Genomic DNA, 13,556 nt, shown 5'->3' on the forward strand with positions numbered 1-13,556 from the left:
GTAACGTTGTTCAAAAGTGATCTCCAGAGGGGTAGAATGCCCGATACACAAATATAGATCCGGAGATTTTCCTCATGCCTGAATATCGTTCACGCACAACCACCCACGGCCGTAACATGGCAGGCGCCAGAGCACTATGGCGCGCCACAGGCATGAAAGATGGTGACTTTGATAAACCCATTATCGCCATTTCTAATTCTTTCACACAGTTCGTACCGGGCCACGTTCACCTAAAAGATCTCGGTCAGTTAGTCGCGCGTGAAGTTGAAAAAGCAGGTGGTGTCGCTAAAGAATTCAATACGATTGCGGTTGATGACGGTATTGCCATGGGTCATGACGGTATGTTGTACAGCCTGCCCTCTCGTGAAGTAATCTCCGATGCAGTGGAATACATGGTCAATGCTCACTGTGCCGATGCACTGGTGTGTATTTCAAACTGCGACAAAATCACACCGGGAATGCTTAACGCGGCTTTACGCTTAAACATTCCGGTAATCTTCGTATCCGGCGGCCCAATGGAATCAGGTAAGAGCGTGATTCAGGGTAAAGTAGTCAAACTGGACTTAGTTGACGCGATGGTATCCGCTGCTGACAGCAACCAATCTGATGAAGACGTCATGACCATGGAGCGCTCAGCGTGTCCAACCTGCGGTTCATGCTCTGGTATGTTTACGGCTAACTCTATGAACTGCCTGACTGAAGCACTAGGCTTGTCACTGCCTGGTAATGGTTCTTTGTTAGCAACTCATGCAGACCGTGAAGAGCTATTTAAGCGCGCTGGCCGTGAAATCGTGAGTCTGGCACGTCGCTACTATGAGCAGGATGACGAAACAGCCCTGCCACGTAATATCGCTAACTTCAAAGCCTTTGAAAATGCGATGAGTCTCGACATCACCATGGGTGGCTCGACCAATACCATTCTTCACCTGCTAGCAGCAGCACACGAAGCAAAAGTTGATTTCACCATGGATGATATCGACCGTTTATCTCGCAAAGTGCCTAACCTGAGTAAAGTTGCTCCGGCGACTCAATTATTCCATATGGAAGACGTGCATCGTGCCGGTGGCGTAATGCGTATTCTGGGTGAATTGGAGCGAGGCGGCCTGCTACATACCGATGTACCAACCGTTCACAGCCCAACCATGGGTGAGGCGTTAGAAACCTGGGATATCGCGCGTTCAGACGATGAAGCGGTCCGTACATTCTACAGTGCGGCGCCGGGTAATGTTCCGACACAACAAGCCTTCAGCCAAAACAAACGTTGGGAGCTGGACTTAGATCCGGTTAACGGCTGTATCCATGATATTGAACATGCCTACTCAAAAGACGGTGGTCTGGCAGTGCTTTACGGAAACATCGCGCTAGATGGCTGTGTGGTAAAAACCGCTGGCGTTGATGAGCACATCCTAAAATTCACCGGCCGTGCGCGCATTTTTGAATCTCAGGATGCCGCTGTGGCTGCAATTTTAGCGGACGAAATCGTTGAGGGCGATGTTGTGTTGATTCGCTACGAAGGTCCACGTGGTGGCCCGGGCATGCAGGAAATGCTCTACCCAACCAGTTACCTGAAATCTAAAGGTCTGGGTAAAGCCTGTGCGTTAATCACTGACGGTCGTTTCTCCGGTGGTACATCGGGTCTATCCATTGGTCATGCTTCACCAGAGGCTGCTGAAGGTGGTGCGATTGGTTTGGTAGAGGAAAGTGATACTATTGAAATCGATATCCCGAACCGCAAGATTAACGTCATGATCAGTGATGATGAATTAGCTGCACGTCGTGTTGAAATGGAAGGACGTGGTGCTAAAGCATGGAAACCAGTGAGCCGTGACCGTCAAGTCAGCGTTGCTTTGCGTGCTTATGCTGCGATGGCAACATCTGCATCTCGTGGCGCAGTTCGCGACGTATCACAGATAGAAAAGTAATCGACAATACTCGTCAAGAATCAACACCCCGGCCTCATCGCCGGGGTGTTTTTTATGAAACAAACCGTTTAGGGGCCAGCTTTGTATAACTTACTGAATCAGCGAATCCGGTGGATTGAAGACAATAATGCACAGCGCCTGCTGAAAGGCTCGATGACAGGTTTGGAAAAAGAGAGCCTGCGAGTTGACGATAATGGCTACATCTCTCAAAAGCCACACCCTAAACAACTCGGTTCTGCCCTCAAAAACGACTGGATTACCACGGACTATTCTGAGTCTTTAATGGAGTTAATTACTCCACCGTGTGATTACGCCTATAAATCCTTAGACTTCCTGCAAGACATAGAAACCTTTGTCTATCAGGAGCTTGAAGATGAACTACTCTGGACCTCCAGCATGCCGTGTATCATCAACGGCGAGAAAGACATCATCATAGCCGACTACGGCACCTCAAACGGTGGGCGTATGAAGCGCGTTTATCGTCAAGGACTGGCGTGGCGTTATGGTAAAATGATGCAAGTAATCGCCGGGATTCATTTCAATCACTCCATCGCAGAAGACTTCTGGCCAGTATTTCAGGAGATGGATAAAGACAGCGGCGAGCGTATCGAGTTTTCCAACGACCGCTACATGGGCATGACCCGCAATATCCAGCGCTATGGCTGGATTATTCCTTATTTATTTGGCTGTTCACCAGCCATTTGTAAATCGTTTCTGGGTAGCAATCCGCCATCTGAAACTATGCAGACATTCAATGACAATACCTTTTATGAGCCTTGGGGTACGTCACTGCGCATGGGCGATATTGGTTATACCAACCGTAAATCCAACAAAGTCGGTGTTAAGGCAGACTACAGCTCGGTAAAAAGCTACACCGATAGCTTACGGGCAGCCATTACCACCCCATATGAAGGTTACGAAGAAATCGGCGTTGAAGTGGATGGTCATTATCGTCAGCTCAATGCCAATATCCTGCAAATCGAAAATGAGTACTACAGTACGGTTCGCCCAAAGCAAATATTGCGTGGTTTTGAAAAACCGATCGACTCACTGTTACACCGCGGCATTCGCTATGTCGAACTACGCTCAGTCGATATCAATGCCTTCCACCCTGCCGGCATTACCCACATGCAGCTATACTACCTTGAGGTATTTATGCTGTTTTGCATGCTGCAGGAGAGTCCGCTCATTACTGAGGATGAAAGCCGCGAGATCGACCGAAACCAAAGTACCGTTGCCCACCGTGGTCGCAAACCCGGTCTGGAACTCACTCGTCACGGTGAAGCTGTTGGTCTTCAACACTGGGGACTTGAGCTGATGGATGCGATGCTACCGGTCGCCAAACTGCTTGACCAAACGCATAGCAACACCTGTTATCAAAAAGCACTAAAGCAACAGCGCGAACTCTTCGAAGACTCATCGCTGACACCATCGGCTAATGTGCTGGACAAAATGATGACAGAGCATAGCAGTTATTACGATTTCGCACGTCACCAGTCCCAGCAACATCGTGATTATTTTATGGAGCGCGGACTAACTAAAGCGAAATGGGAAAGCTTCACGGCAAAGGCTGCGGAATCACTCGCTGCACAAGAGGCTCTGGAAGCAGAACCACAAATTGATTTTGGAAAATTTTTGCAACAATACTTCGAAGGAAGCCTCTAAGGTGTTACGACACCGGATGGAAACCCACTAAATAATGACTAAACTCATAACAATACTAAAAAATAATCGCGGCTTTCTGTTATTTCTACTACTGTTATTCGTAGTTCGAGGCAGCGTGATTGATTGGCATCCTGTGCCTACCGGCTCAATGAAACCGACAATTCTGGAAGGGGATGTCATCGTCGAAAATAAAATGGCCTATGACTTACAAGTGCCATTCACCGACATCTCCCTGATGCAGCTAGGGCAGCCAGAACGTGGTGATATCATTGTGTTTAGCTCTGAAAAATCAGGTAAACGCCTAATCAAGCGCCTGGTTGGTCTACCCGGTGACACCATCGAAATTGTTAACAATCAACTGATTATAAACGGCACATTCGCCAACTATGAAACACTGCCTGAAAAGGATGAACGAATCCCCAAGATGGCACCAGACCGTGCGCCCGGTACTTATATAATGGAATCCAGCGATGACATGGACCCACATATCATGTTGATCGACCAGTCAAAATATAACGCCTACCGTAATATGCCACCCCTCACAGTACCTGAGCAGACGTATTTCTTTATGGGTGATAATCGTGATAATAGTTCGGACTCCCGTGTTTACGGGGTTGCACCGCGTTCCGAACTACGTGGACGTGCTTTTGTGATCTTGCTGTCAGCGCGCCATCTGGAAGACTGGAGTCCACGCTGGGAGCGCTTTTGGAAAAGTCTTTACTGAGGTCTCACATCACTCCGATTACTCAGGCACCAAACCTGTATAAACTGAGCAATCGCGATCATTCAGCCAACCTTATTCCTCCAGTCGCGACAAATACATCGCATCCCCATAACTAAAGAAACGATACCTCTGCTCAACCGCATGCTTATACGCCTGCATCATCGTTTCATAGCCTGAGAAAGCCGACACCAACATCAGCAATGTCGATTTCGGCAAATGAAAATTAGTAATCAAACGATCAATTACCTGAAACTCATAACCCGGCGTGATAAAGATATCCGTATCGCCCTGAAACGGCTTCAACTCACCCGTCATAGCTGCTGACTCCAAGCTACGCACTGTGGTTGTTCCAACCGCAACTACCTTACCACCACGCGCCCGGCACGCAGCGACCGCATCACACACTGACTGTGGCACATCAATCCACTCAGAATGCATCACATGCTCTGATAAATCCTCGACCCGCACCGGCTGAAACGTCCCCGCGCCAACATGCAATGTCACCTCGGCCGTGGCCACACCCTTAGCCTTGAGCGCATTCAATAATTCTTCATTAAAATGCAAACCAGCGGTCGGCGCAGCAACGGCTCCCGGACGCTCAGCAAAGACCGTCTGATAACGCTCACGGTCATCTTCGGTGTCGCTACGCTCAATGTACGGCGGTAGCGGCATGTGTCCGTGTGCTTCCAATAATTCGATAGCGGTCTTGTGATCGTCAGACTCAAAACGCAGCTCAAACAACGCGCCCTGACGCCCCATGACTTCCGCCTCAAATCCACCCTCCAACGTCAATCGCGCACCAGCTTTGGGTGATTTGCTGGAGCGAACATGAGCGAGCAAAGAGTGCTCGTCCAGCAAGCGCTCAACCAATACTTCGATCTGTCCACCGGTTGATTTTTGCCCGAACAAACGCGCCGGCAACACCTTGGTATTGTTAAACACCAACAAGTCTTCCGGCTGGATCAAATCCACAATATCGCGGAATGTCTTGTCTTCGCAGACACCTTCAGACTTAACCACCAGCAAACGGCTGGCGGCACGATCACTCAATGCCTGCTGAGCAATCAACTCATTCGGCAGCTCATAATCAAAATCACTCAGTTTCATGGTTGGAGTCACTGACATCTATCCCTAGTCTTTACGATTAATCTTCAGCTTCGTCGTTAGCTGTCTTTTTAATACGGGGCGCGTATTCAGGTAAATCCTCAACAGCAGGCACCGGTGTCGGCTTACCATCATCATCCACCGAGACAAATTTAAACGTCGCCTCAGTCACCTTCTCGCGCAAACCGATACGACCACGGCGAACCCAAGCTTCGATATGTACATCAATCGACGTGCGCCCTACCCGATCAACTTCGGTGTAAATCCCTAAAATATCGCCCACTTTAACCGGCTGGATAAAACTCATGCCATCTACAGCGACCGTCACCACGCGACTCTGCGCACGCTGTCCTGCACAAATACCCGCCGCGATATCCATTTGCGACAACACCCATCCCCCAAAAATATCCCCGGAAGGGTTAGTATCCCCCGGCATGGCCATGGTACGTGTCGTGATCCGGCCTCTAGTTTCTTGCGACATTATTACGTCCTTATCTTCTGATTTTTATAGCGCTGAAGTGTGACGGCATTATCCAGACCCACTGCTTTGGTCTACAATAGCGCGCAATTGTAAACCAGAAAGCACCATTCAGGAACGCCATGACCCCAGAACAACTGATTGCGTATGATAAAGCCCACATCTGGCACCCCTACACCAGCATGCAACACCCCACACCTGCCTTCCCTGTTGCTTCCGCCAGTGGCGTCGAACTAACACTGGAAACCGGCGAAGTATTGGTCGATGGCATGTCATCCTGGTGGACCGCGCTACACGGTTATAACCACCCCGTACTCAACCAAGCAGCCACTGAACAGCTAGGGAAAATGTCGCACGTCATGTTTGGCGGTCTCACTCATGCCCCTGCGGTCAATCTGGCAAAACAACTGATTGATATGACGGCAGACAATTTACAGCATGTGTTTTTTGCAGACTCCGGCTCAGTGGGCGTCGAAGTCTCCATCAAAATGGCCCTGCAATACTGGATTGCTCAGGACAAAGGGGAGAAAAATAAACTCCTCACCGTACGCAGCGGCTACCACGGCGACACCTTTGCCGCCATGTCAGTGTGTGATCCAGTCAACGGCATGCACGATATGTTCACCGGCATACTGGTACAGCACCTGTTTGCCGATGCGCCTCCACAAAGTCGCAGCGCTGACGATTGGCACGACAGCCATATTGACTCCTTCAAACACATGATCGAACAACACCACCATGAAACGGCTGCCGTGATTCTGGAACCCATGGTACAAAATGCCGGTGGCATTCGTTTTTATCACCCGAATTACCTCAAACAACTACGTGCGCTGTGCGACCACTATGATGTACTGCTAATCCTCGACGAAATCGCCACCGGCTTTGGTCGCAGCGGCACGCTATTCGCCTACGAACAAGCTGATGTTGAACCGGACATTCTGGTGCTCGGCAAAGCCCTTACAGGGGGTTATATGACCATGGCCGCTGTGCTCACCAGTGCCAAAGTCGCCATGGGTATCGGCAGTGACGGACAAGGCGTGTTAATGCACGGGCCAACCTTTATGGCGAATCCGCTGGCGTGTAGCGTAGCTTTGGCGAGTACCAAGCTATTACTGGAATCTGACTGGCAAACGCGCGTTAAACAAATCGAGAAACAAATGCTGGAGGAACTATCCACCTGTTGTGAGTTGGATATCGTCGCTGATGTACGGGCAAAAGGTGCGATTGGTGTGGTGCAACTGAATGAAGCCGTGAATATGCACTGGATACAGCCGCGCTTTGTTGAACTAGGCGTGTGGATTCGTCCATTTGGTAAGCTGGTTTATATCATGCCGCCGTTTATTATCGAGCCGGAACAGCTGAAAAAGCTGACTTCTGCTATCTGTACGGTGGTTTCTGAGATGAATCAGCAGTAAAAGACCGCTGGCAACACAGAAAATTGATATATCGGGCAAAAAAGTTCATGACAATTGATGGGAATAAGGTAGAATACGCGCTCACTTCGGGCATCACTGCCCATTTGCCGGGATGGCGGAACTGGTAGACGCGCCGGATTCAAAATCCGGTTCTCGAAAGAGAGTGGGGGTTCGATTCCCCCTCCCGGCACCATATTTAAATCTAAGAAAACTCTTCTTAGTACGAAAGCCCTTGTTGCTAATAGCATCAAGGGCTTTTTTATTCTCTTCATACCCGTATCAACAACAAGCCTTAAAATCTATTTTCCCCTCGCCACCCATGGGAAACCGACCCCATTAAACATTAAAAAAAAGAAAAATCGATCACTAAGTATTCTTTAAAGTACTATAAATACGTCAATAAAGAAACTAATTAATCACACCAGAACATTTCAAACTAAAAATAATATATAAAACAAGCCATAGAAAACTGTTAATCTCTTCAGCATACTGTAGGTAAATTAACTCCAAAGGCATTCAAATGTTTGACTGGGCAACATTATTCGAAGACATCCTGAGTACAACAGAAGCTCACACAATAACCAATTTTGCGCTGTATGTAATAGCTGGTCAGTTTCTCTTCTCTTTATTGTTCCTCCTCATAGGTAAGTGGAGAAACCTTACTACCAGCACGCCTGCTTTACTAACATCAATTGGGATACTTGGAACTTTTATTGGAGTTGTTATCGGTCTCTTAGACTTCAACCCTAAAGACATAGATGCAAGCATTGAAACGCTTCTCGATGGCTTAAAAACAGCTTTCATTACTAGTCTTGTTGGAATGGCAGCTGCAATAGTTTTTAGACTAATAGCAATTTTTAGAACGCTTTTTACAAAAAAAGCCGACAACCAAGAAAGTATCGATGTTGAACCAAAGGATATTTTAAATGCTCTTTCCGAACAAAACTCCCACCTTAAGGAATTAAAACTAGCGATTTCCGGAGGTGAAGACTCAAGCCTAGCTAGCCAGCTCAAACTACTTCGTACAGACTCAAACGATAACCATAGAAATCAAATGAAAGCTTTTGACCAGTTCTCTGATGAGCTCTGGATAAACCTCAACAAGGTTTCTGAGATGTTGTCAAAATCTGCTACAGAGCAAATTATTGAGGCACTAAGAAATGTCATTAAAGACTTTAATGAGAAAATCACTGAACAATTTGGAGACAACTTTAAAGCCTTAGACTCCTCTGTAACTAAGCTAGTTGGTTGGCAGGATCAGTACAGTCAGCAACTCAATGAAATGATAAAGCAATATGCTCAAGGTGTGCTCGCAATCACTGCAATCGAAACATCTGTAACCACCATAAGCAACGAATCAAAAACAATTCCTGACTCAATGGCTCAACTCAAACCCGTACTAGAAACTAATCAGCACCAAATTGATGAATTATCAAGACACCTTGAAGCTTTTAAAGAAGTAAAAGAGCAAGCGGTTAGCGCATTTCCCGAAATTCAAAAACACGTCGAAAAAACTATTCAGGAGATAGCAAAATCATCGGATATAGCCAGTGAAGGATACCAACTGCTATCCGAGAAAACAGCAGATGTTCAACGATCCTTCGAAGAGCAGATTGAAACTATACAGGATCAACTCAAGAAAACAGTTACCGAGCTTGTAGAGAAACAAACATCTGAAATGCAAAAACACTTTCTCAAAATTGAGGAGTCGGTTGAAAAAACTGCTGAAAAATCAGAGAAGGCGATTGACAGCAAAGTGGATAGGATTGACGAAGCATTATCTAAGGAAATCAGCAGCGCGATGTCAGAATTGGGAGGAAACCTCGCATCCATAACGGGTAAGTTTGTGGAGGACTACACCGAGCTTGTAAATGCTATGCAGAAAGTCACTCAAATGGCGGGAAGGTAAAAAATGCTTGATTCAATTATTGGCAAAACCTCAATAAATGAACAGGAAGATGACAACCAATGGTTATCAGTTTCGGATCTTATGGCTGGTTTAATGATGGTATTCCTGTTCATCTCCATCGTACTAATGAGAAATGCTTTAATTGAGCGCGATAATGTCAAGGAACTAGCAGAAACTTACCAAGTAGAACGAGACAAAGTCAAAGAAATTGCTGCTGCGTACCAAGACAATAAGGTGAGGATCTATGATGCACTGATGTCTGAGTTTCGATCAGATCTTGTGTTATGGGATGCTGCTATCAGCAAGAAAGACCTTTCCTTCAACTTCCAATCCCCAGAAGTCCTCTTCGATATAGGAGAAATCTCTGTTAAACCGACATTCCAGAGGATATTAGATGACTTTTTCCCAAGGTATCTGAGTGTTATCAACAAATTTAAGGGATCTATTGAAGAGGTAAGAATTGAGGGGCATACAAGTTCACGCTGGGGAAGTGGTGCTAGCATAGATGATGCATACTTCAAAAATATGGATCTATCCCAGGGGCGGACTCGGTCAGTTTTATCCTATGTGTATAACATTGAATCAGTACGAAACCAACGGCAATGGATTAAAGAAAATATAGCTGCTGTCGGCTACTCCTCATCAAAAAGAATAATTATCAATGGTTCTGAGGATGTAAAGCGCTCAAGACGTGTTACTTTCCGGCTAATCACAAACTCCGAAACACAGATCCTCAAAATTATTGAAGGGTAATACTATGAAGATCAAGGTGGACTTTAGCGCACTCAATCAAGCTGTCAAAAAAATGGGGGCAGTACAGGTAAATTTCAGTCCACCATCCGACACTCCCTCTTTCGGGTCGACTGCAGCTCGGCTAAAAAAAGGTATAAGAGTCCCTTTATCAGTAGTCATACCATCTACGGCAGGGCCTCTTGAATATGATGGAGAGCAGGTTTTACTCTATATTCAAGACCATGGGGGAAAAGTTGAAAATACCCTTCAAAATGGTAAGAACGGCAACAAATATCATGTCTCATTTTGTACTGCCTTGGAGCGTATGAAAACAGTTGGGCGCTTTGAAAGATACGTGATCACCAACAATACAAGTGGTGTTTTTCATATCAGCGGTTTTAAATATCCAAGCAAAGAGCCTTTAGAAGGTAGTGCTAACTTAAACGTCTGCAAATATTGCCTCAGTAAATTGAACTATAATAATTACAATTCAAATAAAGGAGCAGTTTTCAAGGCTTTCTCTTTGGAGGAGTTCTTTGAGTGCTATAAGCCACATTTTAAAAAGAAACCTAGCCGTAAAGCGGGAAAAGGAAGTACTGATGGGTACCCTGAAGACTGGGCTGAAATATCAAGCCGATTCAGAGAGTCTCGTAATTGGCAATGTGAAAACTGTAAAGTTAACCTAGAGTCACATAAAAGCCTTCTCCATACGCATCACAAAAGTGGTGTCAAAAGTGACAATACGCTAAGTAATCTCGAAGCTTTGTGTATACTTTGTCATGCTGAACAACCACACCATCAACAAATGAAAAAAGGTATCAAAGCAGAGGATAGGAAGAAAGTATTAGACCTCCGGTTTACTCAGAAACGCACATAATCTCACATGGCTTTATGCCATTGTACACTGTCCAACTCGGGGGCAAGCCCCCGAGATTTTCGCTTTGCGGTTAAAATTCTGTTTGTGATCTTTTTCAGCCGTGTTAGATTGACTACATACTCCTTTAACGTAGTACTTGAGAATTTCCCATGAATACTATTGGCATAAAAGAACTACAAACCAACCCAGCAAAACTCAGCAAAACACTCTTAGCTGATGAATACATGCTAATCACACGACGCGGTGAACCCTTAGGCGTCGCATTACCATTCGACAACAACTTAATGGAGAATGGTCTTAAGCGCTGGATGTCACTAAAAGCATTTAAGAATGGTGATATCAGTCTTGGGCAACTGGCTAAGACGCTAGACATGAATAAGCATGAAGCACTAGAGTTACTTGGTGAGCTTAATATACCTTTCGCTGATTACGACCTAGCTGAGGACTTAGAAACACTAGACGAACTTTTCCCTGTTTCTTGATGATTATTGCAAGCGACACAACAAGCCTAATCGTGTTAGAGAAGTTAGAATCACTGTACATATTATGTGAGCTATTCGACAAAGTACTTATTCCGAGCATCGTACTGGATGAAATGAAAGTTGGGTCGCCAAGCATTCATCACAAGCTTCAGGAATTTAACTGCCTCCAAATCACTCAAGTTGAGACGTCTAAACGATTAAACTCACTATTATCAGTGCTTGATGCAGGTGAGGCTAATGCTATTGAGTTAGCAATAGCCCTTGAACTCCCACTGATTATAGATGAGCGTAAAGGTCGACAGGTTGCCAAGCAACTCGGTGTCAAAGTTACAGGCTTTGCTGGGCTACTAATCCAAGCAAAACGTAAGGGAATCTTATCTGCCACGGATGCTATTGCACTACTTGATAAAGCGGTCGAAAATGGTTTGCGTCTGTCTCAGATGTTGCAAGTTCAAGTGCGAACGACGCTGCTAGTTTAACACTCCTTTAGTTTACTTTCTGGGCAATCAGCCGTTTCATGACTCTCATGCTAAACTAAATCAAACGATTCGGATGGTGTACGGAGAGCTAATAAACCTAAACAACTAATTTTTTACTCACAGCCCCAACAATATCACCCAGCCTTTCCACCAAATACAACGGCAATGAATACAGCGGGTAACTAACCTCTTTGGACTGATTACCATATGTAATTTGTGCCTCGACAGTAGTAACCGAAGGCAACGACGCATCAAAACGCACCGCCATCCGCGACTGCTTCTCTCCCATAAACTGATGCAATGACCTCATACTTCCGCTGGCTCCCGACTTGATTTCAATCGGTACGATCTCACCAGATAAGGCAACCACATAGTCCACCTCAGCATTGGAGGAACGCCCTTCCCGTAACCAATAAGTGAGTTCACGATTAGGACTTTCAGATAGTAAGCCTTGCAAGTGTTGACCAATAAACTGTTCCGCAATCGCGCCTTCATTGATCAGTTTGCGATCATCCATTTGCGATATGGCCTGAGCGTTGAGTCCGCTGATCGCATTCATCAATCCAACATCCAAAAACAGTAGTTTGTAAGATTTCTCATTCAGGCTCGCCTGCAATGGTAGTCCTGAGCAATGACTATGCACGACCTTGCTGACTACTCGTGCCATACAAAGCAGTTCCAAGTCTTTTTTCAGTGTAGCGCTTTGTTCTTCCCGAGAGATATTGCTGTATTTAACCTTTACTCCTGCATTGCGTGCGGCAAAGTTGAACACCTTTAACATACGATTGAGGTCACGCCGGTTTCCGTACTTGGGAAAGTCTTCACGGTAGGTGTCAATAATCGAGTTATGCACTTCACTCACTGCCTGAAAGCTTCGGCTCTCCGCATAAGCCGCCACCGCTTCCGGCATGCCACCCACAAAATAATACTGTCGTAACGGCCACCTTGTCAGATTATTATTTTTGGGGTGTATTTTCATAACTTGATTATGATTTTAGGGGTGTAATTTCGTAATCTAATCCTCATCACTATCCCACCTAGAATACTTAGCAATATATCCGACACTAACAAACATTAATACAAATGGCGCTTTTAGCATCGCCCAATCAAAAGGATCTGGGATAAAAACAGTGAAAATCAACATGACTACACCTCCCCAGAAAGCAATAAGGCTCAGTCGGTACAGCACCTTACCCCAAGCGCTAGTGTAAAAATCTGCATACTTAATCGTCTTACCTAAGCCATCAGGATTCAAGGTTTGCACATGCTGCTTAAAATCCTTCAGCAATCGGTCATAATCATTGTCTTTCTTCTGCCAGCCACTTGGATTTAAGGAAAAAGTCTCTCCGTTAGTAAGCTTCAGTCGAAAGGTACCGCCACTCAAATGGACATCTTTAAAGCTAGCTATGTCGTCCAACCGACACGTCTCGGCTTTCTTCACACGCTTTAAATTACGAGCGAAGTATTCAACAGTAATCTGTTGCTCATCGAAACTTACTCTCACTGGGAGGCAGGTTAGCCGGGAAGTAATGTAACTAACAAAAAAATACGGAATAATCACCAGCGACAACACAAAATAAGCAGTAAAATCTACTCCAACTACCGCTTCAATATCTTCGTTATAAATCAAGGAAAGAATGATCGGAGTGATATAAAACAATAGGAATAAGGGGTAGTACCAATAACTAAAGACAAAAATTTCATACTTAGGTGCTACATTCCTTGGGGTTTCTTGAGACATGGTCTTCCTTTTCCATATAACCAATCAG

Annotated in this window: 13 protein-coding genes and 1 tRNA gene; 10 read left to right on the plus strand and 4 right to left on the minus strand. The window is 45.6% G+C overall.

Going from position 1 to position 13,556, the window contains the following annotated elements; all coding sequences use genetic code 11:
• The first annotated feature begins 74 nt into the window (after window positions 1-74).
• From ilvD to lepB, 3 genes are all read left to right on the plus strand, one after another.
• Complete coding sequence (gene ilvD / locus DKW60_RS05455) at window positions 75-1,922, plus strand: dihydroxy-acid dehydratase (RefSeq protein WP_109836657.1); 1,848 nt, start codon at window positions 75-77, stop codon at window positions 1,920-1,922.
• 81 nt (window positions 1,923-2,003) lie between these two features.
• Complete coding sequence (gene gshA / locus DKW60_RS05460) at window positions 2,004-3,587, plus strand: glutamate--cysteine ligase (protein WP_109836658.1); 1,584 nt, start codon at window positions 2,004-2,006, stop codon at window positions 3,585-3,587.
• A 34-nt stretch (window positions 3,588-3,621) separates the two neighbouring features.
• Window positions 3,622-4,311, plus strand: a complete 690-nt coding sequence (lepB, locus tag DKW60_RS05465; protein ID WP_109836659.1) for a signal peptidase I — start codon at window positions 3,622-3,624, stop codon at window positions 4,309-4,311.
• A 72-nt stretch (window positions 4,312-4,383) separates the two neighbouring features.
• Here the strand turns inward: lepB and queA are convergent, their stop codons facing one another.
• Together queA and DKW60_RS05475 are read right to left on the minus strand one after the other, a co-directional pair.
• The gene (queA, locus tag DKW60_RS05470; RefSeq protein ID WP_109836723.1) at window positions 4,384-5,418 is read right to left on the minus strand and encodes a tRNA preQ1(34) S-adenosylmethionine ribosyltransferase-isomerase QueA; all 1,035 of its coding nucleotides are present in this window, start codon (window positions 5,416-5,418) and stop codon (window positions 4,384-4,386) included.
• A gap of 37 nt (window positions 5,419-5,455) precedes the next feature.
• Complete coding sequence (locus DKW60_RS05475) at window positions 5,456-5,896, minus strand: acyl-CoA thioesterase (protein WP_109836660.1); 441 nt, start codon at window positions 5,894-5,896, stop codon at window positions 5,456-5,458.
• 119 nt (window positions 5,897-6,015) lie between these two features.
• Here DKW60_RS05475 and bioA point away from each other — a divergent pair, with 119 nt between their 5' ends.
• The 7 genes from bioA to DKW60_RS05510 all read left to right on the plus strand — a co-directional run bounded on the left by bioA (window position 6,016) and on the right by DKW60_RS05510 (window position 11,787).
• Window positions 6,016-7,308: an adenosylmethionine--8-amino-7-oxononanoate transaminase gene (gene bioA, locus DKW60_RS05480; protein WP_109836661.1), complete on the plus strand. Its 1,293-nt coding sequence runs from the start codon at window positions 6,016-6,018 to the stop codon at window positions 7,306-7,308.
• 106 nt (window positions 7,309-7,414) lie between these two features.
• Window positions 7,415-7,501, plus strand: a tRNA-Leu gene (locus tag DKW60_RS05485).
• Window positions 7,502-7,828: 327 nt separating this feature from the next.
• Entirely contained in the window at window positions 7,829-9,217 is a 1,389-nt protein-coding gene (locus DKW60_RS05490; RefSeq protein WP_109836662.1) for a MotA/TolQ/ExbB proton channel family protein, read from the plus strand.
• Between the two features lie 3 nt (window positions 9,218-9,220).
• Complete coding sequence (locus tag DKW60_RS05495; protein WP_109836663.1) at window positions 9,221-9,970, plus strand: OmpA family protein; 750 nt, start codon at window positions 9,221-9,223, stop codon at window positions 9,968-9,970.
• 4 nt (window positions 9,971-9,974) lie between these two features.
• Window positions 9,975-10,826: an HNH endonuclease signature motif containing protein gene (locus DKW60_RS05500; RefSeq protein WP_109836664.1), complete on the plus strand. Its 852-nt coding sequence runs from the start codon at window positions 9,975-9,977 to the stop codon at window positions 10,824-10,826.
• A gap of 149 nt (window positions 10,827-10,975) precedes the next feature.
• Window positions 10,976-11,308, plus strand: coding sequence for a UPF0175 family protein (locus tag DKW60_RS05505; RefSeq protein ID WP_109836665.1), 333 nt, complete (start codon window positions 10,976-10,978; stop codon window positions 11,306-11,308).
• Window positions 11,308-11,787 carry a PIN domain-containing protein gene (locus DKW60_RS05510; RefSeq protein ID WP_109836666.1) on the plus strand — a complete coding sequence of 160 codons (480 nt, stop codon included), beginning with the start codon at window positions 11,308-11,310 and terminating at the stop codon, window positions 11,785-11,787. The genes DKW60_RS05505 and DKW60_RS05510 overlap by 1 nt, the downstream gene beginning before the upstream one ends.
• Before the next feature lie 97 nt (window positions 11,788-11,884).
• On the opposite strand, the gene DKW60_RS05515 is transcribed toward DKW60_RS05510, so the two are convergent.
• Both DKW60_RS05515 and DKW60_RS05520 read right to left on the minus strand, forming a co-directional pair.
• Window positions 11,885-12,766: an ATP-binding protein gene (locus DKW60_RS05515; RefSeq protein WP_109836667.1), complete on the minus strand. Its 882-nt coding sequence runs from the start codon at window positions 12,764-12,766 to the stop codon at window positions 11,885-11,887.
• A 36-nt stretch (window positions 12,767-12,802) separates the two neighbouring features.
• The gene (locus DKW60_RS05520) at window positions 12,803-13,528 is read right to left on the minus strand and encodes a hypothetical protein (RefSeq protein WP_109836668.1); all 726 of its coding nucleotides are present in this window, start codon (window positions 13,526-13,528) and stop codon (window positions 12,803-12,805) included.
• Window positions 13,529-13,556 lie beyond the last annotated feature (28 nt).

The sequence above is a fragment of the Leucothrix pacifica genome, from assembly GCF_003172875.1.
Classification (GTDB): domain Bacteria; phylum Pseudomonadota; class Gammaproteobacteria; order Thiotrichales; family Thiotrichaceae; genus Leucothrix; species Leucothrix pacifica.

Excerpts from the sequence above, each read along its gene's own strand:
- ilvD (WP_109836657.1), top strand. The coding sequence starts at position 75 with ATGCCTGAATATCGTTCACGCACAACCACCCACGGCCGTAACATGGCA.
- lepB (WP_109836659.1), top strand. The coding sequence starts at position 3,622 with ATGACTAAACTCATAACAATACTAAAAAATAATCGCGGCTTTCTGTTA.
- queA (WP_109836723.1), bottom strand. The coding sequence starts at position 5,418 with ATGAAACTGAGTGATTTTGATTATGAGCTGCCGAATGAGTTGATTGCT.
- DKW60_RS05475 (WP_109836660.1), bottom strand. The coding sequence starts at position 5,896 with ATGTCGCAAGAAACTAGAGGCCGGATCACGACACGTACCATGGCCATG.
- bioA (WP_109836661.1), top strand. The coding sequence starts at position 6,016 with ATGACCCCAGAACAACTGATTGCGTATGATAAAGCCCACATCTGGCAC.
- DKW60_RS05490 (WP_109836662.1), top strand. The coding sequence starts at position 7,829 with ATGTTTGACTGGGCAACATTATTCGAAGACATCCTGAGTACAACAGAA.
- DKW60_RS05495 (WP_109836663.1), top strand. The coding sequence starts at position 9,221 with ATGCTTGATTCAATTATTGGCAAAACCTCAATAAATGAACAGGAAGAT.
- DKW60_RS05500 (WP_109836664.1), top strand. The coding sequence starts at position 9,975 with ATGAAGATCAAGGTGGACTTTAGCGCACTCAATCAAGCTGTCAAAAAA.
- DKW60_RS05505 (WP_109836665.1), top strand. The coding sequence starts at position 10,976 with ATGAATACTATTGGCATAAAAGAACTACAAACCAACCCAGCAAAACTC.
- DKW60_RS05510 (WP_109836666.1), top strand. The coding sequence starts at position 11,308 with ATGATTATTGCAAGCGACACAACAAGCCTAATCGTGTTAGAGAAGTTA.
- DKW60_RS05515 (WP_109836667.1), bottom strand. The coding sequence starts at position 12,766 with ATGAAAATACACCCCAAAAATAATAATCTGACAAGGTGGCCGTTACGA.
- DKW60_RS05520 (WP_109836668.1), bottom strand. The coding sequence starts at position 13,528 with ATGTCTCAAGAAACCCCAAGGAATGTAGCACCTAAGTATGAAATTTTT.